Source organism: Nitrobacter sp. (assembly GCF_047149785.1).
Classification (GTDB): Bacteria; Pseudomonadota; Alphaproteobacteria; order Rhizobiales; family Xanthobacteraceae; genus Nitrobacter.
Genome location: NZ_BAAGBE010000001.1, coordinates 3,158,785 through 3,180,625 on the forward strand (window position 1 = coordinate 3,158,785; position 21,841 = coordinate 3,180,625).

23 protein-coding genes, 1 tRNA gene and 3 riboswitches are annotated in these 21,841 nt (G+C 64.8%); of the genes, 8 read left to right on the forward strand and 16 right to left on the reverse strand.

Annotated features, from left to right (window positions below; genetic code table 11):
- Positions 1-19: 19 nt before the first annotated feature.
- Positions 20-101: riboswitch (ZMP/ZTP riboswitch) on the reverse strand.
- Positions 102-159: 58 nt separating this feature from the next.
- Both ACMDCM_RS14755 and ACMDCM_RS14760 read right to left on the reverse strand, forming a co-directional pair.
- Positions 160-1,914 carry a heparinase II/III family protein gene (locus ACMDCM_RS14755; protein WP_412774252.1) on the reverse strand — a complete coding sequence of 585 codons (1,755 nt, stop codon included), beginning with the start codon at positions 1,912-1,914 and terminating at the stop codon, positions 160-162.
- Positions 1,915-2,052: 138 nt separating this feature from the next.
- A complete protein-coding gene (locus tag ACMDCM_RS14760) occupies positions 2,053-3,405 on the reverse strand; it encodes an RsmB/NOP family class I SAM-dependent RNA methyltransferase (protein WP_412774253.1) in 1,353 nt (450 codons plus the stop codon).
- Positions 3,406-3,591: 186 nt separating this feature from the next.
- On the opposite strand from ACMDCM_RS14760, the gene ACMDCM_RS14765 reads away from it, so the two are divergent.
- Positions 3,592-3,807 (forward strand): DUF1674 domain-containing protein, encoded by a 216-nt coding sequence (locus ACMDCM_RS14765; protein ID WP_412774254.1) that lies wholly within the window; start codon positions 3,592-3,594, stop codon positions 3,805-3,807.
- A 75-nt stretch (positions 3,808-3,882) separates the two neighbouring features.
- Complete coding sequence (locus tag ACMDCM_RS14770) at positions 3,883-4,467, forward strand: thermonuclease family protein (protein WP_412774255.1); 585 nt, start codon at positions 3,883-3,885, stop codon at positions 4,465-4,467.
- A gap of 11 nt (positions 4,468-4,478) precedes the next feature.
- Here the strand turns inward: ACMDCM_RS14770 and ACMDCM_RS14775 are convergent, their stop codons facing one another.
- The 3 genes from ACMDCM_RS14775 to ACMDCM_RS14785 all read right to left on the reverse strand — a co-directional run bounded on the left by ACMDCM_RS14775 (position 4,479) and on the right by ACMDCM_RS14785 (position 7,983).
- On the reverse strand, positions 4,479-4,997 hold the full coding sequence (locus ACMDCM_RS14775; RefSeq protein ID WP_412774256.1) for a L,D-transpeptidase: 519 nt from the start codon (positions 4,995-4,997) through the stop codon (positions 4,479-4,481).
- 186 nt (positions 4,998-5,183) lie between these two features.
- The gene (locus ACMDCM_RS14780; RefSeq protein WP_412774257.1) at positions 5,184-6,821 is read right to left on the reverse strand and encodes a lysine--tRNA ligase; all 1,638 of its coding nucleotides are present in this window, start codon (positions 6,819-6,821) and stop codon (positions 5,184-5,186) included.
- 232 nt (positions 6,822-7,053) lie between these two features.
- Positions 7,054-7,983 carry a transporter substrate-binding domain-containing protein gene (locus ACMDCM_RS14785; RefSeq protein WP_412774258.1) on the reverse strand — a complete coding sequence of 310 codons (930 nt, stop codon included), beginning with the start codon at positions 7,981-7,983 and terminating at the stop codon, positions 7,054-7,056.
- Positions 7,984-8,078: 95 nt separating this feature from the next.
- Between ACMDCM_RS14785 and ACMDCM_RS14790 the strand changes: the two genes are divergently transcribed.
- Positions 8,079-10,124, forward strand: coding sequence for a glycosyltransferase family 2 protein (locus ACMDCM_RS14790; protein WP_412774259.1), 2,046 nt, complete (start codon positions 8,079-8,081; stop codon positions 10,122-10,124).
- On the opposite strand, the gene ACMDCM_RS14795 is transcribed toward ACMDCM_RS14790, so the two are convergent.
- The 4 genes from ACMDCM_RS14795 to ACMDCM_RS14810 form a co-directional block, all read right to left on the reverse strand.
- A complete protein-coding gene (locus ACMDCM_RS14795) occupies positions 10,115-10,720 on the reverse strand; it encodes an SCO family protein (RefSeq protein ID WP_412774260.1) in 606 nt (201 codons plus the stop codon). The genes ACMDCM_RS14790 and ACMDCM_RS14795 overlap by 10 nt on opposite strands.
- A gap of 249 nt (positions 10,721-10,969) precedes the next feature.
- Complete coding sequence (locus ACMDCM_RS14800) at positions 10,970-11,092, reverse strand: hypothetical protein (RefSeq protein WP_412774261.1); 123 nt, start codon at positions 11,090-11,092, stop codon at positions 10,970-10,972.
- 169 nt (positions 11,093-11,261) lie between these two features.
- Complete coding sequence (locus ACMDCM_RS14805) at positions 11,262-11,720, reverse strand: hypothetical protein (protein WP_412774262.1); 459 nt, start codon at positions 11,718-11,720, stop codon at positions 11,262-11,264.
- Positions 11,717-12,010, reverse strand: coding sequence for a hypothetical protein (locus tag ACMDCM_RS14810; RefSeq protein WP_412774263.1), 294 nt, complete (start codon positions 12,008-12,010; stop codon positions 11,717-11,719). The genes ACMDCM_RS14805 and ACMDCM_RS14810 overlap by 4 nt, the downstream gene beginning before the upstream one ends.
- On the opposite strand from ACMDCM_RS14810, the gene ACMDCM_RS14815 reads away from it, so the two are divergent.
- From ACMDCM_RS14815 to ACMDCM_RS14825, 3 genes are all read left to right on the forward strand, one after another.
- Positions 12,009-12,701, forward strand: a complete 693-nt coding sequence (locus ACMDCM_RS14815) for an RNA polymerase sigma factor (RefSeq protein ID WP_412774264.1) — start codon at positions 12,009-12,011, stop codon at positions 12,699-12,701. The genes ACMDCM_RS14810 and ACMDCM_RS14815 overlap by 2 nt on opposite strands.
- A gap of 91 nt (positions 12,702-12,792) precedes the next feature.
- Positions 12,793-13,314, forward strand: a complete 522-nt coding sequence (locus ACMDCM_RS14820) for a DUF4142 domain-containing protein (RefSeq protein WP_412774265.1) — start codon at positions 12,793-12,795, stop codon at positions 13,312-13,314.
- Positions 13,315-13,382: 68 nt separating this feature from the next.
- Positions 13,383-13,697, forward strand: a complete 315-nt coding sequence (locus tag ACMDCM_RS14825; RefSeq protein ID WP_412774766.1) for a cupredoxin domain-containing protein — start codon at positions 13,383-13,385, stop codon at positions 13,695-13,697.
- Positions 13,698-13,700: 3 nt separating this feature from the next.
- Here ACMDCM_RS14825 and ACMDCM_RS14830 read toward each other — a convergent pair whose 3' ends face one another.
- The 4 genes from ACMDCM_RS14830 to ACMDCM_RS14845 form a co-directional block, all read right to left on the reverse strand.
- Complete coding sequence (locus tag ACMDCM_RS14830; protein ID WP_412774266.1) at positions 13,701-14,282, reverse strand: hypothetical protein; 582 nt, start codon at positions 14,280-14,282, stop codon at positions 13,701-13,703.
- A 40-nt stretch (positions 14,283-14,322) separates the two neighbouring features.
- Positions 14,323-14,396: transfer RNA gene (locus ACMDCM_RS14835), tRNA-Gly, on the reverse strand.
- Between the two features lie 280 nt (positions 14,397-14,676).
- Positions 14,677-14,868, reverse strand: a complete 192-nt coding sequence (locus ACMDCM_RS14840; RefSeq protein ID WP_412774267.1) for a hypothetical protein — start codon at positions 14,866-14,868, stop codon at positions 14,677-14,679.
- Positions 14,869-14,924: 56 nt separating this feature from the next.
- A riboswitch (Fluoride riboswitch) is annotated at positions 14,925-14,985 on the reverse strand.
- Between the two features lie 103 nt (positions 14,986-15,088).
- Positions 15,089-16,195 carry a 2'-deoxycytidine 5'-triphosphate deaminase gene (locus tag ACMDCM_RS14845; protein WP_412774268.1) on the reverse strand — a complete coding sequence of 369 codons (1,107 nt, stop codon included), beginning with the start codon at positions 16,193-16,195 and terminating at the stop codon, positions 15,089-15,091.
- A gap of 111 nt (positions 16,196-16,306) precedes the next feature.
- A riboswitch (SAM riboswitch) is annotated at positions 16,307-16,386 on the forward strand.
- A 70-nt stretch (positions 16,387-16,456) separates the two neighbouring features.
- Here ACMDCM_RS14845 and ACMDCM_RS14850 point away from each other — a divergent pair.
- Entirely contained in the window at positions 16,457-17,650 is a 1,194-nt protein-coding gene (locus tag ACMDCM_RS14850) for an O-succinylhomoserine sulfhydrylase (RefSeq protein WP_412774269.1), read from the forward strand.
- A gap of 190 nt (positions 17,651-17,840) precedes the next feature.
- Here the strand turns inward: ACMDCM_RS14850 and ACMDCM_RS14855 are convergent, their stop codons facing one another.
- Genes ACMDCM_RS14855 through ACMDCM_RS14865 form a run of 3 tightly spaced genes read right to left on the reverse strand, consistent with a single transcriptional unit; the run spans position 17,841 to position 20,826 of the window.
- Positions 17,841-18,821, reverse strand: a complete 981-nt coding sequence (locus tag ACMDCM_RS14855; RefSeq protein WP_412774270.1) for an SGNH/GDSL hydrolase family protein — start codon at positions 18,819-18,821, stop codon at positions 17,841-17,843.
- A complete protein-coding gene (locus ACMDCM_RS14860; protein WP_412774271.1) occupies positions 18,818-19,582 on the reverse strand; it encodes a GDSL-type esterase/lipase family protein in 765 nt (254 codons plus the stop codon). Before ACMDCM_RS14860 ends, ACMDCM_RS14855 begins: the two co-directional genes overlap by 4 nt.
- Positions 19,579-20,826, reverse strand: coding sequence for an OpgC family protein (locus ACMDCM_RS14865; RefSeq protein WP_412774272.1), 1,248 nt, complete (start codon positions 20,824-20,826; stop codon positions 19,579-19,581). The genes ACMDCM_RS14860 and ACMDCM_RS14865 overlap by 4 nt, the downstream gene beginning before the upstream one ends.
- Before the next feature lie 428 nt (positions 20,827-21,254).
- Here ACMDCM_RS14865 and apaG point away from each other — a divergent pair, with 428 nt between their 5' ends.
- A complete protein-coding gene (gene apaG, locus ACMDCM_RS14870; RefSeq protein ID WP_412774273.1) occupies positions 21,255-21,650 on the forward strand; it encodes a Co2+/Mg2+ efflux protein ApaG in 396 nt (131 codons plus the stop codon).
- The last annotated feature ends 191 nt before the right edge of the window (positions 21,651-21,841 follow it).

Genomic DNA, 21,841 nt, shown 5'->3' on the forward strand with positions numbered 1-21,841 from the left:
GATCCTCTGTCTGAAGGAATACCTATGCCCAGGCGCGCGGCGGATATGTCCCGCGCTTCCCGATGGTGCTCCATCCAAGGTCGCCAGTCGCGCGAGCGAGGATTCGTTAGCAGCTTTTGCCGCCCTTCACAACGACCGGAAAAGGTCGAGTCGTACGCCTTACAGCGGCAATTCCGGCTGCCGGCTCGCACTGCGGCGGGCGTTGGTGGCGGTGGGCGAGGCGGCCGAACGGACGAAGCTCCATCGCACGCTGGGGGCTTCCCGCGCGTTCTGATGAATCACGATCTGCGCGGTGCGGCGCGGGCCGTCATTGCCGGCGAGAAACACGCTGTCTTCGAGGTGGACGCGGTCGTCGGGCGTCTCGAACGTCCAGACCTCGCGGTTTTGCAGCACCAGCATCACGCCGCGCGCATCGCTGAGGCGGCTCGCCTTGATCGACGGATGCAGATGGAAACGCAAGGCGTAATCGATCCGGCTGCCCTTCATGCGGCCGCCGGGCGCGGGCGCCAGCGTGTCCTCGCCCTCCAGCCGGGAGCCGTCGGTCGCCATCGTCAGCACGCGGCGATGGATCAGGCCGAACCGGGCAAGATAGCCGTCATGCGACGCCTCCAGCCGTTCGCCCTCCTCCACGATCTCGCGGGAGCTGTGAACATCGGCCGGGCCGCCGACGATCGGCACGCCTTGCAGCAGCCGTTTCATGGCCGATTGTTCGACGAACCGGCACGACGACGTCGCATGGCAGGTCAGCGTCGAATGAGCCGGCGTGGTGCGCGCGAAGGTGCGCCAGTTGTCGCGGCCGGTCGAGGGCGTGCCGCAATTGGTCACGATCCGGTTCAGACCGCAGGACAGCTCGAACGACAGGCACCCGGCATGCGCCTCTTCGCTGAGGTTCGACGGCGGCGGAGGTCCGGTATCGACGATCAGCGTCGTCACGCCGGCGTCAAGCCGCTGGAAGCCGGTGTGCGGCATGTTGGCCATCGGCATGCCGCGGGTGTCGTCATAGGCCAGAAGCGTTGCCAGGAGATCGGACGGCGTGCCGCTCATGCCGTTGAACAGCGCGAAATTGCCGTCGCCGTGGCGGAAGAAGCGCAGCATCGGCATCATGCGGTCGATGGCGTTCAATAGCGCCGGCGGCGGTGCGATGTTGCGCGCGGCGAAGGTCTGCCTGAGCGGCAACAGGTCGATCAGCAGTTCGATCAGGGCGCCGGGATTGCGCGAGACATGGCCGCCGTCGGGCAGGATCTGCCGCCGCAATTCGTCGGACAGCTTGCGCGTCGCGGTGCGGATCGCGCGGGCCTGGTTGGCAAGACAGAGCGATGCGTAGCACAGCGCGATCAGGACCTGGAGCCGAGCAACGCCGTCCGGAGCGTCATGCAGCCCGAAACGCAACAGGCGAATGTCGCGGGCGAGCGCGCGCAAATAGCGGCGATAGAATTTTCCGTCGGTGTCGCTGAGCACAAGCGGCGCTTGCGACAACAGCGAGATGACGCGGCGGGCCATCACATCGGCGCGTCGTCCCAGCGGCCGCCGGCGCACCGGATTCGACATCCAGTCGTCGACCAGCGATCGCGCATTGGCGCGCGTGATCGCGGTATCGGCGGCGCGCAGATGCCGCAGCCAGCCGAAACCCAGTAGCGCGGCCTCCCAATCTTCCGAAGGCGGTTCGAGATCGAAGATCGAGCGGGAATGGCAGGTGACGATCTTGCCCGCGAACACGAAGCGGCCGGCATAGATCTCGGCGGCGCGGGTGGCGTCGGCCGTGCGCAGATCATGCGGCGCGATCATCAAGCGGTCGGTGCGGCCGGGCCACAGCCGCGACAGGGCGGCAGAGCCGCCGCCCGCGCGCGCGGCTGCCCGTCGAGCGAAACGGCGGAGAACCAGCGTTGAAATGCGTCTGCGATGAGCGACCGACACGCGCGCCTTGAAAGAGTGAGGATTCCCGCGAATCCCGGTGAATTTGAAGAGAACTCTCTGCGAATCCTTTTTAATCCGCAACGGCCGGCAACGCACTATCTTGAAATGTGGCGAATCCTCTCGGGCGCGCTCTGGAGGTCAACACTTCGTCAGGCGCGCCGCGTAGAAGCCGTCCAGTCCGCCAAGTCTGAAATCCTCGCGCGGCAAATGGCAGGGAAGGGTGCGCACATCGCCCGCTGTTGTCACGATATCCGTCAGTCCGGCGACGTCTGCCGCGCTGACCGGCACGCGCCGCGCCGCTGTGTCGGACGCGAGCAGCGCATCGACGACCTGTTCGCTCTCCTCGGGTTCCAGGGAACAGGTACAATAGATCAGCGTCCCGCCTGGTTTGAGCAGCGAGAACGCTTTTTGCAGCAACCGGTTTTGCAGCGCTGTCAGCGCGGCGATGTCCGAATCCTGCTTGAGCCACGCCACGTCCGGATGACGGCGGATGGTGCCCGTCGCCGAGCAGGGCGCGTCGACCAGCACGCCGTCGAAGCCCTCGCCCGCGGCATCATCCTGCCATTCGACGGCGTCAGCGACGAGCGCGCGCGCGTTCAGCGACAGCCGGTTGAGATTTTCGCGCAACCGCGCCACCCGGTTTGGCGACCGGTCGATGGCGGTCACGTCCGCTCCCGCCTGCGCGAGCTGCGCGGTCTTGCCGCCGGGCGCCGCGCAAAGGTCGACGATGCGCCGTCCTTTGAGATCGCCGAACAAACGCACCGGGAGCGCGGCGGCGGCGTCCTGCACCCACCACCGCCCTTCCGAAAATCCGGGCAGCATCGTGACCGGGCCCTGCAACGAGGTGCGCACAGTCCCGGTCGGCAAGGCCTCGCCGTGCAGCCGCGCCGCCCAGTGCGCCGCATCCGTCTTGACGGTGAGATCGAGCGGCGGTTCGTGGCCGATCGCCACGGCGATGGCCTTCGCGGTGCTCTCGCCGTAGTGCGCGATCCACCGCGCCATCAGCCATGGCGGGACGTCGAGCGTCTCGGCGCAAACCTCATCGATCAGCGGCTGACCTTCACGCGCGCAGCGGCGCAGCACCGCATTGACCAGTCCCGCATATTTCGCCGCGCGGCGGTCCGATTGCACCAGCCGCACCGACAGATCGACTGCGGCATGATCCGGCACGTCCATCCAGAGAATCTGCGCCGCGCCGATCAAAAGCGCGCTCTGGGCGCGCGGCGCATCGGTCGGGATGCCGCGATCGAGCAGCCGCGACAGCAAATGGCCGAGGGTTCCGAGGCGGCGAAGGATGGTTGCCACCAGACGCCGCATCAAGGCGCGGTCGCGATCGGCAAGCGCCTTCAGGCCGGGATGCGCGGCGGCGCCCTCGAGCTGTTCGTCGAGCGTGCGACGCTTGTGCAGGACGCCGTCGAGAATATCCGCAGCGATGCGCCGGGCCGCGAGGCCTGGAACCTCGGTGGGCGGTGCGAATCGGGTTGACGGCATGAGACAGGCATCGCTTAAGAAGGAGAACATGAATAATGCGTCCGCTGCGCGCGTGTCGCAGCGGAACGTCATTCGTGACATGCGAATATGCCAAATATAAGAATCGCCATCATGTTCTTGCACCTCGAGCGTGATTTGCGACGGATGACATCGGAAATGCGATAACGGTGCCGATGGAGGATTGAGATGGCGGACGAGCCCTCTGGGTTGGCGGATACCGGCGGCGCCGCGCGCAAATCCCTGACGCCGGCGGCCGCGCGTGCGCTTGCCGAAGCCGAAGCCCGCCGCGCCGCCGCGCCGACCGCTGTTTCCGCGGGACCAAAGGAGATTCATGGGCCGAAGGGCCCCGAGCCGACGCGGTTCGGCGACTGGGAGCGCAACGGCATCGCATCGGATTTCTGAGCGGATCGTCGTTTCCGCGTCGCTTGCAGCTTGCGCGGGCTTGCGGTGCGGCGCGACTCACTCTATTCTAGGAATATGTACCCATATATCAGAATAAATGCATCGTCGGGGCCGCTTCGACGCGCTCGGCGGTCGCTGGTTCTGCCCTGGATTTTCACCCTGGGCGTCGTGGCGGGCACGATGCTGCCGATTCGGAACTGGGTGCACTGGCCGGCTGCTGTCGTTAACCAAACGTCGCTGTCGTCCGAGGCCGATGCGCGCGCGATTTGGGCCCGCGCCGCCGGTTCTGGGCTGCGGCACCCGGTCGACGTGGTCAGGACGATCGACGGCGATACCTTCGAAGCGGTCGTTCATCTCTGGCCCGGTCTCGACATGACGACGCGGGTGCGGCTGCGCGGCATCGACGCGGCGGAAATGAGGGCCGCATGTCCAGAGGAATTTCGGCTGGCGAAGGCCGCGAGCGCCGCCCTGCGCGATCTGCTCGGCGAGGGCGGCGTCACCATCTCCGACATCGGGCCCGACAAATATAACGGGCGCGTCCTCGCCGATGCCGCTACCGCGCACACCCCCGACGTCTCGGCGGCGATGCTGGCGAGCGGTCACGCCCGCAGCTACCACGGCGGACATCGCGGAAGCTGGTGCAATAACGCAAGCCGGTAGATGCGTATCGATCAGCGCCGCGTCACCACCACCGGCGTTCCGATCGAAACGCGCCGATAAAGGTCATCGATGTCGTCGTTGTACATGCGGATGCAGCCGTAGGACACGAAATGGCCGACCGATTGCGGCCGGTTGGTGCCGTGAATGGCGTATTGCCCGCCGCCGGACAGCGTCATCGCCGCGACGCCCATCGGATTCGACGGCGAGCCTCCGGCGATCACGTCCGGAATGTTCGGATGGTCGCGCTTGACGTCCGCCGGGGGCGCCCATGCGGGATTGCGATACTTGCCCTCGATGCGGGCGGTGCCCGCCCATTGCTTGCCGGCCTTGCCGACGCCGACGGGATAGCGGATCGCACGATCGGGATCGACGATCAGGTAGAGCCGGCGCTCGTTCGTTTTCACCACGATCGTGCCCGGCGCATAGTCGCCGCGGTAAACCACCATATCCGGCCGTGCCTCGGCCGATGCGATTCCGAGCAGACCCGCTCCGATGGTGACGGCAAGCGCCGCCGCAATTCTCGTCAACATCCCCTCGCTCCAGGGCCTGCGCCGCAGCCGGACGCATCGAACCGCACCGCGTCGGCATTCAAATAAAATTGCCCGGACAAAGTAAATGATTGGAAAACAACACCGGAATGCGGAACCGCCTCACGTGCGCTCCGGTCGCTGATGGCTGCGTGCCGGAAGCGTTGCGGCGGAGAGAGGATAAAGACGTTATCCCGTCCTCGCCAGCGCGCCGTCGATCATCGCGATCGCGTTCGGCAAGCCGTAGATTGCGACGAACGAGCCGAAGCGCGGTCCCTTTTCCTGCCCGAGCAGCACCTGATAGAGCATGTTGAACCAGTCGAGCGCGACGCCGGGGCGGCCGTCCCTGGCGAGCTTCTTGTGGTTGAGGAAGGGTTCGCGGCGGCCGATCTCATAGACCGCGTTCTGGATGTCTTCCGCCGAGGCGTCCGCGGGCAGTTGCGACAGCGCATCGCGCAGGTCCTGCAAGGCGGCGCGCTCGCTTTCGGTGGGTTTGCGGAATGTTTTCGCCGGCGCCACGAAATCGCGATAGTAATTGATGGCATAGCCGACCAGCGCATCGAGCTTCGGATGGGTCTGCGGCGTGACGCCGGGCCGGTAGCGGCCGATGAAGCCCCACAGGGTTTCGGCGTTCTCCGCGTTCGACGACGACACCAGCGTCAGCAGCAACTGGAACGTGACCGGCATGTCGGCCGCGGGTGGCAGGCCGGCATGGATGTGCCAGACCGGATTGGCGAGCTGCTGCCTCGCGTCCTGACGCGGATAGCCTTCGAGGAATTGCTGATAGTCGTCGACGTTGCGCGGGATGACGTCGAAATACAACCGCTTCGCCGACTTCGGCTCGCGATACATGAACAGCGACAGCGATTCCGGCGAGGCGTAGCGCAGCCACTCGTCGATGGTCAGGCCGTTGCCCTTCGATTTCGAAATCTTCTGGCCTTTGTCGTCGAGGAACAGCTCGTAGTTGAAGCCCTCCGGCGGCGTGCCGCCGAGCGCGGAACAGATCCTGCCCGACAGCTTGACCGAATCGATCAGGTCCTTGCCCGCCATTTCATAATCAACCCCGAGTGCGGTCCAGCGCATCGCCCAATCCGGCTTCCACTGCAATTTGCAATGTCCGCCGGTGACGGGGACCGTGACGCGCTCGTTGGTTTCGGGATCGTCGTAGGAGACCGTGCCGGCTTTCGCGTCGTGCGCAACGATCGGCACCTGCAACACCACGCCGGTGCGCGGGCAGATGGGCAGGAACGGCGAATAGCTCGCGGCGCGCTCCTCGCGCAGGCTGGGCAGCATGATCGCCATCACCCTGTCGATGTTTTCGAGCACCTTCAGAAGCGCGGCGTCGAAGCGGCCCGAAGTGTAGTAGGCGGTCGAACTGGCGAACTCGTAGTCGAAGCCGAAAGTGTCGAGGAAGGCGCGCAGGCGGGCGTTGTTGTGCTCGCCGAAGCTGTCATGGGTGCCGAAGGGATCGCGCACTTTCGTCAGCGGCTTGCCGAGGTCCCGCGCCAGCAGGTCCTTGTTGGGCACGTTATCCGGCACCTTGCGCAGGCCGTCCATGTCGTCGGAAAACGCCAGCAGCCGCGTCTTGATCCTGTCTTCGGTCAGCACCCGGAAGGCGTGGCGCACCATGGTGGTGCGCGCGACCTCCCCGAAGGTGCCGATATGCGGCAGCCCGGAGGGGCCGTAGCCGGTCTCGAACAGCACCTCGTCCTTCGGCGCCGTCCTCAGGCGCGCGACGATCTTCTTCGCCTGTTCGAACGGCCACGCACTGGACTGCTCGGCGAGGTCGCGCAGGTCGCCCGCGCTGACGGGATGGTCGTCTGGCATCGTCTCTCCGATCGGCATTTGTCGTCATGCCCGGCCTCGTGCCGGACATCCACGCCTTACAGCCGCGTGCGGAAACGCAAAGACGTGGATGGCCGGGACAAAAGGGTGTTCACGCCCGTCCTCGACGAGCTATGCCCGGCCATGACGGAACGTTGTCGAATGTCGCAGATGATCTAGCAGAACGAAACGCCCCGCGACAGTTCCACGCCGGCATCACAGGCCCACTCTACGCCTAAAACGGACTGACGGAAAAATACCGAAGCCACAGGTCGGTATAGCGGCCTTTTTCCCAGATCCGGAACAGCGCCCAGTTCAGCGCCTGGCGCAGCACGTCATTGCCCTTTTTCACGGCGATGCCGACGCCTTCGCCGAAATAGCGGCTCTCGACGAAGGCGCCGCCGCTGAACGCGCAGCAGCCTTGCGAATCGGTGCCGTTGATCCAGAACGCAAGCGAGATGGCGTCGCCGAAGATGAAGTCGACCTCGCCTTTCCGAAGCGCCTGCCGCAACGCCTCGCCGTTCGGATAGGCGTGCAGTTCGGCATCGGTGAAGAAAGCCTTGAGGTAGGCCTCGTGCGCCGATCCCGCGATCACGCCGACCTTCTTGCCCTCGAGATATTCCGGTCTCACCTCGGCCATGACGGCGTCGCGCCGCGACACGAATCGCGCCGGCGGCCGATAGTATGGATCGGTGATGTCCACCCGCTTGCGCAACTCCGGCGTTACCGCGAGCGAGGCGATGATGGCGTCGCCGCGATTGCTGATGAGCGCATCCACGAGCGTCTCGAAGCGTCGCATCTGAATTGTGCAGGTGACCTTGATCTCCTCGCAGAGCGCGCGCGCCAGATCGACATTGAAGCCGGCGGGATTGCCGTCGGGACCGGTGAAGTTGAAAGGCGGATAGTCGGTCTCGGTCAAAAAGCGGATCACGGTGAGACGGGACAGATCGGGGCGGTCCGGTCGGCGGCGCGGATCCCAGAAGCCAGGCACCGCTTGCGGCGCGACGGCCGCGGTCTTCGCGGCAGTGTTCGTTACTCCGGTTTCTGCGCGCGCGCCGGACGCTCCCAAGGCCAGCATCCCGCAGGTGGCGAGCAGGCAACCCAGCGTCGTCGCGCGGCTGCGCGTCAATCTTTCGTTGGCGGAGACGGTAATCTGTGGTTGCATCGCGCGGGGCTTTTCGGACGGAGGTCTTATAGACCATCCGGAGCGGGAGGCGAGTATCGTTTGTTGCGTAGGGGCGGCACTTGGCGAGACGGTACTTGGCGAGACGGAACCTGGCGGCGCGCGATCGCGTCGAGGACGGCGGACCGGCCGCCGCGCTGTTCCGCGCCGCGCCGGCGGGATCGCCGCTGCCATCCGGGGACGATGCTCGCGCTCCACAGTCGAGCAACGACAACTGGCTATATGATCCGGAACCGGGCCCGCCGGATGAACTGGATTGCCTGCGACTGGTTTTTGCTCCGGCCTTGCTGAACGAGGCAGAGGCGCGGGGCCGTGAGGTCGGGACCGGCGCGGATCAGGCGCTGATCCGGTCGGGCGTCATCGACGAGAACGCCTATCTGCAAGCGCTATCCGTTCACACGGGTCTTGCGGTCGAGACATTTGCGGAGATTTCCCGCGCCGATTGCCCCTTGTCCGATCGTCATTTGCCGCATACCGCGGAATACGGGCTGCTTCCTCTGCGCCGGCATGGGCAATTGGTCTGGGCCATTGCACCGCGCGGGTTCGCCGCGCGAAGGCTCTGTCGCCTGGTTGCCGCATATCCATCGCTATGCGATCGGGTCCGTCTGACTTCGATGCGAGACCTCAATCAGTTTCTGCTGCGGCAGGAGGCGGGCGACGCGCTCGGGCGGTCCGCCGCCCATGCGCTCGGCCGGCGATTCCCGACCCTGTCCGCGGCGCCTGTCGCCGATGGCGTGTTCGGCGGGCGGGCGATGCGGCGCTTCGCGCTGACCGGCGCGTTTGCCATCATGATGACGCTGGCGCCGGCCTCCGCCATGGGGGTATGGAACAGCGTGCTTGCGGTATGGTTTCTCGCATTCATCGGCCTGCGGCTCGCGGCCAGTTTGACACCGGCCCGCCCGGAGGCGTGGCAGCCGCGCATCCCGGACCACCGTCTGCCGGTCTACACGGTGATCGCGGCGCTGTATCGCGAGGCGGCATCGGTCGCGGCGCTGATGCAGGCCATCGGCGCGCTGGACTACCCGCGCGAAAAGCTCGACGTCATCATCGTGACCGAACTCGACGATCTGGAAACCCGCGCCGCTCTTTCGAAGCTCGGCCCGATGCCGCACGTCCAGGTCATGCCTGCCCCGGCGCAAGGGCCGCGCACCAAACCGAAGGCGCTGAATTGCGCGCTGCCGTTCGCGCGCGGCAGCTTCATCGCCGTGTTCGACGCCGAGGACCGCCCCGATCCGGGCCAGCTCCGCGCCGCGCTCGGAGCCTTTCGCGCTCACGGTGCCGACGTGGCCTGCGTCCAGGCCAGCCTCTGTGTCGAAAACCAGTCGGACAGTTGGCTATCGCGCATGTTCGCCGCCGAATATGCCGGACAGTTCGACGTTTTCCTTCCGGGACTGGCGGCGTTCGGCGTGCCGCTGCCGCTCGGCGGATCGTCGAACCACTTTCGCACGGCGCTCCTCCGCGAGGTGGGCGGCTGGGATGCCTACAACGTCACCGAGGATGCGGACCTCGGCTTTCGGTTGGCGCGCTTCGGCTACCGGTCGACCACCTTCGCGTCGACCACGTTCGAGGAGGCCCCGGCGCGGTTCGGCGGATGGCTGCGCCAGCGCTCGCGCTGGATGAAGGGGTGGATGCAGACCTGGAGCGTCCACATGCGTCGGCCCTGGCGACTGTGGCGTGATGCCGGTGCGAAGGGGTTTTTTACGCTGAACGCCGTCGTCGGCGGCAATGTGCTGACGGCGCTCGCCTTTCCGATTCTCGCGGCCGACATGACCGTCGATCTGCTGGGGCGCGCCGGCGGCGGAACGGGATGGGTTGCCGCCGGCCGGGTCGCGCCGCTGTATTTGACCGCGATCGTCGCCGGGTTCGTCTCGACCATCGCGATCGGCCTGATGGGCCTTGCGCGGCGCGGGCAATTGCGGCAGGGCTGGATCCTGGCGTTGACGCCGCTTTACTGGGGTTGTCTTTCGATCGCGGCGTGGCGCGCGCTGTATCAACTGCTGACCGAGCCCTATCGCTGGGAGAAGACCGAACACGGCCTGTCCCGGCAAATCCGATCGAACGCCCGTTCTCGGACGCCCGCCTCCCGCGCCATGGCTTTACAGCGGCGGCGGCGCTACAGATAGCGCTTGAGATCGGCGGCGGCGGCTTCGGGCGATCGGTTGAGATTGAACGGCGAAACGAAGTGGCCGTCGCGGTCCATCAGATAGATCAGCGCCGTATGATCCATCGAATAATCGCCGTCCTTCTGCGGAATCTTTTTGGCGAAGACCCGGTATCCGGACAAGATTTTCGCGACAGCGGCCGCATCGCCTGTCAGGCCCTTCAGGTGGGGATCGAAGCTGGAAAGGTACTCTTTCATCACAGCCTGGGTGTCGCGCTCGGGATCGACCGACACGAAATAGGCATTGACGCGGTCGGCGTCCTTGCCCATCGCCCGCAGCACCTCCGACATTTCGAACAGCGAGGTCGGGCAGACGTCGGGACAGTGAGTGTAGCCGAAGAAGATGAGCGTCGGACGGCCCACCAAACTCTTTTCGGTGACTGTCTGGCCGGTCTGGTCGGTCAGTTGGAACGGGCCGCCGATCTTCGCCGGCGTGGACTTGCCGAGGCCGCCACCAGTCAGCCCACCGCCGAGCCACAGCACCAGCGTGAGGCCAATGGCCAGGCTGCTGATGAAAGCCGCGAACACAACCAGCGGGCGGGTCACTCGATTTGTCATCAGACGTCCTTAGAGCATTTGCGGCTAGAGCCTTTCCGCTTCTGATGGAATCAGAAGCGGGCTCTATGATTTTGATTTGACGCGTTTTCTTTACGCGAATCGGTATCCACTTCGCTTGAAAACGCTAATTATAATAACTTGCGCATAGTCCGATCGCAAAATCAGTCTCCCTTTTGCGGAATACGCGCGAGTGTGCTGATTTCCGAAGCTCGCATGTCCTTGCAGTAACCTTTGATGCGAACGTCTGAATCACCACACTAGAGGCAGGCGGCGACGATGGAAGCCGGTTCCGTCGTGCATCTGGAAGTGCATCCGGAGCGCCAGCCCGCGCAGCAGCAATGCCGCACCGGCGGCCATGCTGCCTGCTGCCATCGTGGAAGCGAACCCGCATTGCGAGGCCGCCGTTTCTTGCAAGTCCCGTGTATAGTCCCACTCAATGTCGGCGGCTGTCCCGCCGATCCGGTGAGATTCAGATAAGGCCAGTTGCGACCCTAAGGCAAGCGCAACCGCCTGCGATCACGCGGTGATGAATTGGCCGGTATCAGCGCGCCGACGACGCCTGCGCGTTGAGGTAGCAGGGACGATACATACCGGCGAGCTGGCGGCCGCGCAGGAAGATCATGCGCCGCGTCAAGCCGCCACGCTGTTTGATCCAGCGCCGGACGGCCGACGGATACATCAGATACAGCATGTGGGTTGCTTCGGGATTTGTCACAGCCCGCCCGTCGGATCCGATGTCCCAGGCGGCATGGAATCCGAGAGCCGCATGGGACGTGACGCAAATCCTGTCATGCGGAACCGCGCCGAGAACGATGGTGCAGGCCGACGCGCATAGACCGTCGATGATGACGAACTGACCGGTCTCGCGAAGGTTCTGGTATTTGTCGACGTAGGTCCCGATCCGGCCGCCGCGATCTTCGGCGATTCGGACCACGGCGTGGCTTGCCGCTACATACCCAAGCACGAGAACCGCTGCGAGCAATGCCGTCACGACCTTCATAGTCCGCTCCGGTGCAAAAGCTGTCGATGCCGAATCTGAAGAACGTGTGCGACGGCAGGGCCATCACCCTCCTGTGAGATCGGCGTTTTGTCCAGTTCGCCGCGATCTCTCAAATCAGATTCAAATCCACTGTTGCCGATGCGCTGCACTTGCAGGCGAAGCGTCGCGCGGAAGCGGCGGATTTTATGGTTAACTTGCCCAAATTTTGGAATGGTCTTGGGAACCTGGCCGGCTTTGCCGCATCCATCTTCCGAGGATAGAGTATTTTCGAGATCGGGAGCGAGGCGCATGCAACAGGTTCAGTCCCGGCTGGCCGCGGGTCCGTGCGATGACGATGCGGAACTGGTTCGCCGCGCCCGCGCGCGCGACGAAGGCGCCATCCGCGCCATCCTGCGGGCGAACAATCGCAAGCTCTACCGGATCGCACGCGGCATCCTTCGCAACGACAGCGAGGCCGAGGACGTCGTGCAGGAAACCTACGTTCGCGCCTTCACGCATCTGGAGAGCTTTCGCGGCGACTCCCGGCTCTCGACCTGGCTGGCGCGCATCGCCATGAACGAGGCGCTTGGCCGGCTGCGGCGCCAGCGCCCGAGTGTCGACTGGACAACGTTGGAACCGGTGGCGTCGGACGCCCGCATCATCCAGTTCCCCGTCTCCGCCACCTCCGATGATCCGGAAAAAACCATGGCCCAGCGCGAAATGCATCACATCGTCGAGCAGGCGGTTGACGAACTGCCCGAGGCATTCCGTATCGTCTTCATCACCCGCGTGATCGAGGGAATGAACGTGGAGGAAACCGCCGCGATTCTCGACATCAAGCCTGAAACGGTGAAGACGAGGCTTCATCGCGCCCGCGCGATGCTGCGCGCGAATGTGGAAAAGAAGATCGGCCCCGTCGTGATGGAGGCGTTTCCCTTTGCCGGCAAGCGTTGCGCGCGGTTGACCGGCGCGGTTCTCAGCCGGCTCGGCCTGGTCAAATAATTCGGGAACCTGTTCCGCCTGGCCGCATCCAATCCTGTGTCTCAACCAAACGCCACGGCGATCCGGTCGCGGCGTCACAGGAGTATCAAACATGCTTTTTCGACTGAGTGCGGCGATTGGCGCCGCAATGCTGCTGAGCAGCGGTGCCTTCGCGCAGAACGCCAAACTCACCGATCCGCAGATCGCGCATATCGCCTACACCGCCGGCGTTATCGACATCACCGCGGCAAAGCAGGCGCTTGAGAAATCCGAGAACAAGGACGTGAAGGCCTTCGCCAACGATATGGTGCGGGATCACGAGGCGGTGAACAAGCAGGCATTGGACCTGGTCAAGAAGCTCAAGGTCACCCCCGAAGACAACGACACCAGCCGCACGCTGTCCAAGAACGCCGCCGCCGAGCTCAAGAAACTGTCGACGCTGAAGGGCGCCGCGTTCGACAAGGCCTATATCGACAACGAGGTCGCCTATCACAAGGCGGTCGACAATGCGCTCGAAACCCAACTCATTCCCTCGGCCAGCAATGCCGAGTTGAAGAGCCTGCTGCAGACGGGACTGAAGATCTTCCAGGGCCACGAGCAGCACGCCGAGCACGTCGCGGCCGAGTTGAAGTAAGGAACGCCCCCGTGACGCCGGGCGGACATGGTCCGATCGTTGCGACCCTGGGACCCGCGGCCTTGGGGCTGGCAGTCCTGGGGCTGGCAGTCCTGGGGCTCGCGGTTTCTGGAATATCCGTCCCGGCCCGCGCGGCGACGATTCAAATCTCGATGCAGGACCTGGAGTTCGTGCCAGCCGCGGCGAGCGCTAAAGTCGGCGACACCGTCGAATGGGTCAACAAGGACATTTTCGTGCACACCGCGACGGCGCGGAACGGCGACTGGGACGTGACGCTGCCGCCGAAAAAAACCGTCAGGCTCGTTCTTAAAAAGGCGGGAACGATCGACTATTTTTGTCGCTTCCATCCCAACATGAAGGCCACTCTGACGGTCGCGCCGTAGGGTTCACGCCTGACCGCGCGATCGCGACGGTTTCACGCGCCGTAGCGCCATCGCGAGGCAAATGGCCACGCCGGCCTGCCAGACCGGATAAAGCGCGGACGTCAGATCGAGGTTCAGCGCGTTGTCCAGCGCGAGCAGCGCGCCGGCGCTGGTGCCGATCACCAGCATCGGCAGCCATGCCAGCGGATCGCGCGGCCCCGCCGGCAGCAGGCTGATTCCGAGCGCCATGACGCCGGAGCCGACAAAACCTCCGGCCAGGCCTGACAGAACATTTCTGACCGCCCTTTCGGAAGCGGTGATCTGTCCGTCGATCCAGACCGCCGAGTCGACCGCCCAGACGAAAGCGATCATCGTCACCACGGCTCCCGCCGGCGCCGCCCACCTCGGATTATTCGAGTCGAACTGGATCAGAACGAGGACGAGGATCGCGAACGGCACCGCCAGAAGCGCAATCCGCACGTCGCCGGGAGAACCATTCATGTGGTCGATCAACGGCTGGAGCAGCGGCGTCAGGATGCCGGTCCCGATGCCTGCGGCGCCCGTCTTGAGGAGTTCGTCGCGGCTATCGTCATGCGGCGCGGCCATCCCGGTCACGGCCTCCCTGGTCCGCCCCAAGCGGCGATGATGGAGCGGGCGAAGGGAATCGAACCCTCGTATGCAGCTTGGGAAGCTGCCGTTCTACCATTGAACTACGCCCGCATGTCTGCTGTCCCTGATGTAGCCGAGACTGGCCGGTCCGCCAAGCGGCATGCGAACCGCGCCGCAAGGACGGAAATGTTCGTGGAATCGTTCCAGGGCTCCTGACGATGGATGTCCGGGATCAGCGCGCCGGCGGATAACACGACCGAAGCGATCATGTAAGCATCGGCCGTCGCCACGTCGCTCCGCTCGATGCCGGCGAGATAGCGGGCCAACGGATTCCCCCCGGCCTCCGGGTCGCGACGGCCGGAATAAACGTTCGTGTCAATGCTCTCGCCCCTCAGCGCCGTTCGGACACCCCGCCGAGGGCACCGATAACGACCAGAGGAACCAGCAGAAGGACCACCAGAGAAACCAGCAGGGAACCCACTGGGACCACCCCGGAATCTGTCAGATATGCGATCAGAACGGCGATCCAGCACAGACCGACGCCCCACAACGAGACTGACAGCGAATTTGGAAGCTTGGCCATAAGCGCCCTTTCTCGGGCGCAACGGGGGGAGGAAACAGTTCCTACCGACGCGAAAGCGCCCGGCAGGAGTCATCAGCCTTGCGGCGGTTATCGGGGAACCCCATCCCCATCGATTTGGATCATGCTAGCCGTATCGGCGCTCCGGTCAAGTCCGACCATGAGCAGGAAACGCCCGGTATGAGGATAACCGCCAGGACGCGCGTCCGTTCCGTCCGCTGCCCTACACCCGGAAATGCTTCGACAGCTTGAGGCCCTGGGCCTGATAGTTGGAGCCGATGCGCTGGCCGTACATCGCGGCGGGGCGAGCCAGCATCCTTTCATAAACAAGGCGGCCGACGATCTGACCATGCTCGAGGATGAACGGCACCTCGCGCGAGCGCACCTCCAGCACCGCGCGCGATCCCTGCCCGCCCGCGCTGGCATAGCCGAAGCCCGGATCGAAGAAGCCGGCATAATGCACGCGGAATTCGCCCACCAGCGGATCGAACGGCACCATTTCCGCGGCGTAATCGGGCGGCACCTGCACGGCTTCCTTGGATGCGAGGATGTAGAACTCGCCGGGATCGAGGATCAGGCTGCCGTCCGGCCGCGCCGCGATCGGCTCCCAGAACTCGCCGACCGCATAGCCGCCGCGGCGATCGATATCGATCACGCCGGTATGGCGCTTGGCGCGATAGCCGACGAAGCCGCCGCCGTTCTTGCCCGACAGATCGACGCTGAGCGCCACGCCGCTGGCGAAGTCGGTGTCGTCGCTATCGACCAGCCGTTCCCGCGCATGCAGCGCGTCGAGTTCGTCGGCATCGAGAACGGCGTCGCCGCTGCGGAAGCGGACTTGCGACAGTCGCGAACCCTCGCGCAGCAGCACCGGAAACGTCTTCGGGCTGATCTCCGCGTAGAGCGGACCGTGATAGCCGGCGCCGATCACGTCGAAGCGCCGGTTGCCGTCGGCGATCACGCGGGTGAACACGTCGAGCCGCCCGGTCGAGCTTTTCGGATTGGCGGCTGCGATGATCTCCGGCGGCAGCGCGAGGCTTTCCAGCAAGGGCACGATGTAGACGCAGTTGGTCTCCAGCACCGCGCCGTCGGAAAGATCGATTTCGTGCAGCTTCAATTCGTCGATGCGCTCGGCAACGGTCGCGCCCGGCCCCGGCAGAAAGCTGGCGCGCACCCGATAGGCGGTAGCGCCGAGCCGCAGGTCGAGACTTGCCGGCTGGATCTGGCTCTCGACGAAGGGATACTCGGGAAGAATCAGCCCTGCGTCCGCCATCGCCGCGATCATGCGGTCGGGCAGGATGCCGTTGGCGTCGGGCGGAAGCGTGAACGGCACGATGGCGTCCTGGCGGCGTGGGGCGATGGCGGCCCGATAGGCTTCGGTTATCCGACGGCCGCAGCGCGAATGTCAATTGATTGGCTTGACGGGCAGGACATGCCGGACTATGGCCTTTCCCGTGGTGATTTGAGCCGGCCGGCTTGCAGCCACGTTAAATAAGTCGCTAAACAGGCCGGGGACAATGTGATCCCGGCCCGTGGATTTTTCCAGGCCGGTTTTTTTGTGGCCGTTTTCCGAGGCGGTCGCGCAGGAGGTCACATGTCGCAGTCTTCGCCCGCACCCCGCTATCACCCCGAAACCCGGCTGGTCCATGCCGGCACGCTGCGCTCGCAGTTCGCCGAGACGTCGGAGTCTCTGTTTCTGACTCAAGGCTACGTCTACGACACCGCCGAGCAGTGCGAGGCGCGGTTCAAGGGCGAGGATCCCGGCTTCATCTACTCGCGCTACTCCAATCCCACGGTCGCCATGTTCGAGCAGCGGATGGCCGAACTGGAGGGCGCGGAGGCCGCGCGCGCCACCGCCACCGGCATGGCGGCGGTGACGACCGCGATGCTCGCTCCGCTCAAGGCAGGCGACCACGTCGTCGCGGCCAAGGCCCTGTTCGGCTCGTGCCGCTATGTGGTCGAGGACCTGCTGCCGCGCTACGGCATCGCCTCCACGCTGGTCGATGGCCTCGACCTCGATCAGTGGCGCGAGGCGATGCGGCCGAACACCAGAAGCTGCTTCATCGAAAGTCCGACCAACCCGACGCTCGACGTGCTCGACATCGGCGGTATCGCCGAGGTCGCGCATCAGGCCGGCGCGCGGCTGATCGTCGACAACGTGTTCGCGACGCCGATCTGGCAAAGCCCGCTGGCGCTCGGCGCGGACGTCGTGGTGTATTCGGCGACCAAGCACATCGACGGCCAGGGACGCACGCTTGGCGGCGTCATTCTGGCATCCAACGCGTTCGTGCAGGATCATCTGCAGACCTTCATCCGCCAGACCGGGCCGTCGATCTCGCCGTTCAACGCCTGGGTTCTCCTGAAGGGGCTGGAGACGCTCGGCGTCCGCGTCCGCCGGCAGACCGAGAGCGCGGCGGCGATCGCGGATGCGCTGGCGTCGCACCCCAAAGTGTCCCGCCTCATCTATCCCGGCCGGCCCGACCATCCGCAGGCGGCGCTGGTGAAGAAGCAGATGCGCGCCGGATCGACCCTGATCGGCTTCGAGGTCAAGGGCGGCAAGGCGGCCGCCTTCCGCTGTCTCAACGCGCTGAAGCTCGCGCGCATCTCGAACAACCTCGGCGACGCCAAGAGCCTCGTGACCCATCCGGCGACCACCACCCACCAGCGTCTCGCGCCGGAGGTCCGCGCCGGCCTCGGCATCGGCGAAGGCTTCATCCGTTATTCGGTCGGCCTCGAGCACAAGGACGACCTGATCGAGGACCTCGCCGCCGCGCTGGATATGGCGTGAACCGGCGCTTCGCAATCATCGTCATCCTGAGGTCATCGGTTCGGAAACGACTACCTCGTCGTGCCCCGGCCTTATGCCGGGCATGCACGTCTTGTGCAATTCGGTCAGAAAAGACGTGGATGGCCGGGACGAGCCCGGCCATGACGGAAAGCCGACTCTCGGTCAAACCCTCGGAACGTGCGGCGCGATCTCACAACGGCCGATCGGCGGTTGCGGCTGGCGGCAGCCTGACGGCCGCCTGGGCCTGACCCACCGACTGGATGATGTCGTCGCCGAGCAACTGGGCGAAACAGGCATAACCCCAGTCGTTCATGTGCAGTCCGTCCTTGGTCACGAAGGCGTCGAAGGGCAGCGACTGCCGGTCGTGCCAGTCGCGCATGACTTCGAAGCGCGGGAAGATCCCGATATGCCTGACGTGCGCGACCTTGCTCAGCAGGCGGACCATCCTGCCGGCAGTCTCGCCCCTGGCGTTGACGGCGGGCGCATATTGCGGATCGACCAGAACGAGATCGGCGCCGGAGGCCTGAATGGTCGCGACGCCGTCTTCGACGGTTTTCGCCGTGCTCGCGGGATCGAGATTGCGCAACACCGCGTTGGTGCCGACCTGCCAGATCACCATGTCGGGCTTGGCGTCGATCACTTCCGATCGCAGCCGCTTCATCATCTCCGGCGCGTCCTCGCCGCCCTTGCCGCGATTGATCACGGTGATGGAGGTCGTGGGATATTTGCGATGCAACCGGGCCGCCAGCCGGTTCGGATAATTGAATTCGGGGGACGTCGCGCCGTAACCCTGCGTCGACGACGAGCCGAAGGCGACGATGACGACCGGCTTGTTGGCGGCAAGCTTGGCCGCCACATGCGGCAGCGATCCCATCGACTGCGAGACGCCCTTCGGCGGCAGACAGGGGACGCGGCTGAGAATGTCGCGGCCGCGGGCGGCAACCGCCTTCACCATGTCGATCGTCTTTCCGGACGGGTCCGGCGTCGGCGTGCCGGGAGCCGCGGCCGCCGCGCCGGTCGACGGCGGCGCGGACAGGCCGGCGCCCATTGGCTGCGCGGTGGCGTTGGCCGCCGCGCTCTGGGCGACCACGCGCGAGGTCGGTGCGACAATCAACATGATCACCAGCGCGGCCGGACCGGAGACTCGGGAAAGGCGGCCGCGGATCGTCATTGGCGCCGGGTCTTGAGTTCGGCGGGATCGATATGAGCGGTGTTGATCACGAATGTCGACAAGGCGCGGCCGAGGCAATCGTGAACACGTTTGGCCAGATCGATACTGCGCACCGCGCTGAACAGATCGAATTCGCCGCTCTCCTTCCATTCGTTCATGATCGCAAACCGGTCGAACAGGGGAGCGTCGTGCTGTTGCGCGGCGAGCCGCATGTTGTCGATATAGGAGGCCGGTGAAACCATGGTTTCCGTGCGCGGGCTGTATTGCATGTTCATCAGCACGACGTCGGCGCCCGCTTTCTGCAAGGCGGCGACGCCTTGGTCGACGGCGCTGCGGAAGTTGTCGACGTCGACCGATCGCATAGCATCGACGGTCCCGGTCTGCCACACGACCAAGGTCGGCTTTTTCGTTTCCGCGAGCTTGCCCAGGCCCGGCGCGACCTCCTCGGCGGTCTTCCGGGGGGCCAGTTCCACCGACATGTTAACGGTGACGCCCGGCAATTTCTCGCGAAGCGCAGCCTGCAAGCGCGCGGGATAGGCGTCGCTCTCCGCTCCGGTTATGGTTGAGGAGCGGCTGCCGACAACCAGGATATCGACCGGTCCGCCGGTCTTGACCGCCGAGGCGACGCGGGACAGCGGGCTGTCGCTGGTCAAAAGATAGGCCGAAACGTCGCAGCTCTTGGGCAGGTCGTCGGCGCGCGCAAAGGCGCTGGCCCACAAACCGGCCAGCAAGAACACGACCGACGTCCAGCCGGCGCTCATGCTCCTCCTCCCGCCAGATCCGCGTCGCCGTCAGCGGCCCTGGTTCGGCTTCCGCCCTTTCCGGCAACCTTTTTGTACCATGAAAATATCCATGCGGCTGCCGACATGATCAGGATTCCGCAAACACTGATAACGAAGTGAATCCCGGCGCCGCCCGAGAATTCCGCCAGGATGAATTGTCCGGCGAAGGCCAGGAAGACGCCGATGCAGAAGATCTCCAGCGAATGCTGGCCGCACAGGATCATCGGCTGAAGCCATGGCGACGTCAGCCCCGGCCAGTCCCTCGGCAGAAAGCGGACGGTCAGCGCGGCGAGCGCCAGGAAATGGGCGATGCGAAGCACGTCGAGATTGGTCTTGTCGATGGGATACATCCACTGCTCGACGATGCCCGGCATGAAATGGTTGAGCTGGGGCACGTGCCAGGTCAGCGTGGTGTAGAAGGCGAACAGCAGATAGGCGACGCATATCCACAGCGTCACCGGCGACCAGATGATGCGCGACATCCGCTTCGCGCCTCCCAGCGCGCACCACGCGCCGAACACGAACAGCAACTGCCAGGCGAACGGATTGAAGTACCAGACCCCGTTGGGATAGGCCGGCAGCGCAAGGTCGAACTGCCAGGTGAGCGCATAAAGGGCTACCGACAACGCCAGCGTCACATCGGCCTTGCGCCGCATCAGCCACAAGATAAGCGGCAGGAACAGCATCAGCGCGATATAGAGCGGCAGCACGTCCATGTTGACGGGCCGGAACTTCAGCAGCAGCGCCTGCACGATCGTGACGTCGGGCTGCTTGAGGAAATCGAGAATGCCCATTTCCTCGGTGTAGAGCGGATTCTCGAAACGACTCGCGACATAGGAAATCTCCGCGAGAAAGATCGTGAACAGGAAGATGTGCGCCACGTATATCTGCCAGGCGCGCTTGAGAATGCGCGCGGCGGCGACGACGAATCCCCGCTGCGCCATGACCCGTCCGTAGACGAACGCCGCCGTATAGCCCGAGATGAAGATGAAGATCTCGGTGGCGTCGCTGAAGCCGTAATTGCGGATGGTGAGCCAGGTCAGAAGATTTTGCGGCAGATGGTCGATGAAGATCAGCCACAGCGCCAGCCCGCGAAACAGATCGAGCCGCAACTCGCGCTCGCGGGGTGCGGCGGGAATCGAAACGGCCGGCGCTTCGCGCGTGAGGCCGTCCGCCGCCACGCCGGCGCGGGCTTCGACAGCCGGATCGGCAACCGACGGCATGCGCTCTGCTTCGAAAAGGTCTCGGTCGCCCCCGGCCGAGACTGATTACGGGACGCCAGCTTCACGCTAACGGCGACAAAAAAGCAATATTGCGGTCGGAGTTCTATAGTCCGGAACCGCGCGCCATCACAACTAAGTGGGGGCTGGTTCCCCGGTCTGTTTTCGCTATGATCCGCCCCGACCTTTGAGCTTTCCGCTTCCGGTGACATCGGAAGCGGGGCTTTATGCTTTTGGTTTGACGAGGTTTCACGCGATCCGGTAGCTGGTTGCTGCAAAGGCATGCGAACTTCGGAATCCGGACACGCGTATTCCGTAACGAAGAGGATACCGGTTTTGCGGTCGGAATACGCGCAAGTTATAACTGACAGCGTTTTCTTCACGCTGACCGGATTTCACTTCGCCGGAAAATGCTCTAGAGAGAGTTTCAGATGTATCGCGCCGTTACCCGCCAGATCGAAGTCACCGTCGAACCGAACTTCATGCCGGAGCGGTCGTCTGCCGAGCGAGGTCATTTTTTCTGGTCCTACACCGTGGTCATCACCAACGCCGGGACGGATACGGTCCAGTTGCGTACCCGGCACTGGATCATCACCGACGCCTCCGGGCGGAAACAGGAAGTCCGCGGCGAGGGCGTGGTCGGCGAGCAGCCGGTGCTCGCGCCCGGCGAGCGCTTCGAATACACCAGTGGCGTTCCGCTGCCGACCGCCAACGGATTCATGAGCGGTCGCTATCAGATGATCTCGATCCGGAGCGGCGAGCCGTTCGAGATCGATGTTCCCACCTTCTCGCTCGACAGCCCCGACAGCAAGCGCGTGCTGAACTGAGGCGGCGCCGCGACGCAGCGGCGAGCGGACTCGATCCGCTGAGAGCCTGTTTGGAAAGTCACCGGGCACTTCCCGGCCGTTCCCCGGACGCAGCGCAGCGTGAAACGGTGCGCTGCTGCGCCGGGGTCTTTCGCGAGGTTTTCTGCAACGATCCCGGGTCTGCGCGGCGTCACGTCGTGCCGCGGCGCGCC

What these genes read in the sequence shown, in the direction of transcription:
- apaG (WP_412774273.1), top strand. Translation starts at nt 21,255, where the DNA reads ATGTATCGCGCCGTTACCCGCCAGATCGAAGTCACCGTCGAACCGAAC.
- ACMDCM_RS14805 (WP_412774262.1), bottom strand. Translation starts at nt 11,720, where the DNA reads ATGAAGGTCGTGACGGCATTGCTCGCAGCGGTTCTCGTGCTTGGGTAT.
- ACMDCM_RS14800 (WP_412774261.1), bottom strand. Translation starts at nt 11,092, where the DNA reads ATGGCAGCAGGCAGCATGGCCGCCGGTGCGGCATTGCTGCTGCGCGGG.
- ACMDCM_RS14815 (WP_412774264.1), top strand. Translation starts at nt 12,009, where the DNA reads ATGCAACAGGTTCAGTCCCGGCTGGCCGCGGGTCCGTGCGATGACGAT.
- ACMDCM_RS14840 (WP_412774267.1), bottom strand. Translation starts at nt 14,868, where the DNA reads ATGGCCAAGCTTCCAAATTCGCTGTCAGTCTCGTTGTGGGGCGTCGGT.
- ACMDCM_RS14775 (WP_412774256.1), bottom strand. Translation starts at nt 4,997, where the DNA reads ATGTTGACGAGAATTGCGGCGGCGCTTGCCGTCACCATCGGAGCGGGT.
- ACMDCM_RS14850 (WP_412774269.1), top strand. Translation starts at nt 16,457, where the DNA reads ATGTCGCAGTCTTCGCCCGCACCCCGCTATCACCCCGAAACCCGGCTG.
- ACMDCM_RS14855 (WP_412774270.1), bottom strand. Translation starts at nt 18,821, where the DNA reads ATGACGATCCGCGGCCGCCTTTCCCGAGTCTCCGGTCCGGCCGCGCTG.
- ACMDCM_RS14765 (WP_412774254.1), top strand. Translation starts at nt 3,592, where the DNA reads ATGGCGGACGAGCCCTCTGGGTTGGCGGATACCGGCGGCGCCGCGCGC.
- ACMDCM_RS14810 (WP_412774263.1), bottom strand. Translation starts at nt 12,010, where the DNA reads ATGCGCCTCGCTCCCGATCTCGAAAATACTCTATCCTCGGAAGATGGA.
- ACMDCM_RS14770 (WP_412774255.1), top strand. Translation starts at nt 3,883, where the DNA reads ATGTACCCATATATCAGAATAAATGCATCGTCGGGGCCGCTTCGACGC.
- ACMDCM_RS14785 (WP_412774258.1), bottom strand. Translation starts at nt 7,983, where the DNA reads ATGCAACCACAGATTACCGTCTCCGCCAACGAAAGATTGACGCGCAGC.
- ACMDCM_RS14865 (WP_412774272.1), bottom strand. Translation starts at nt 20,826, where the DNA reads ATGCCGTCGGTTGCCGATCCGGCTGTCGAAGCCCGCGCCGGCGTGGCG.
- ACMDCM_RS14780 (WP_412774257.1), bottom strand. Translation starts at nt 6,821, where the DNA reads ATGCCAGACGACCATCCCGTCAGCGCGGGCGACCTGCGCGACCTCGCC.
- ACMDCM_RS14760 (WP_412774253.1), bottom strand. Translation starts at nt 3,405, where the DNA reads ATGCCGTCAACCCGATTCGCACCGCCCACCGAGGTTCCAGGCCTCGCG.
- ACMDCM_RS14860 (WP_412774271.1), bottom strand. Translation starts at nt 19,582, where the DNA reads ATGAGCGCCGGCTGGACGTCGGTCGTGTTCTTGCTGGCCGGTTTGTGG.
- ACMDCM_RS14820 (WP_412774265.1), top strand. Translation starts at nt 12,793, where the DNA reads ATGCTTTTTCGACTGAGTGCGGCGATTGGCGCCGCAATGCTGCTGAGC.
- ACMDCM_RS14830 (WP_412774266.1), bottom strand. Translation starts at nt 14,282, where the DNA reads ATGGCCGCGCCGCATGACGATAGCCGCGACGAACTCCTCAAGACGGGC.
- ACMDCM_RS14795 (WP_412774260.1), bottom strand. Translation starts at nt 10,720, where the DNA reads ATGACAAATCGAGTGACCCGCCCGCTGGTTGTGTTCGCGGCTTTCATC.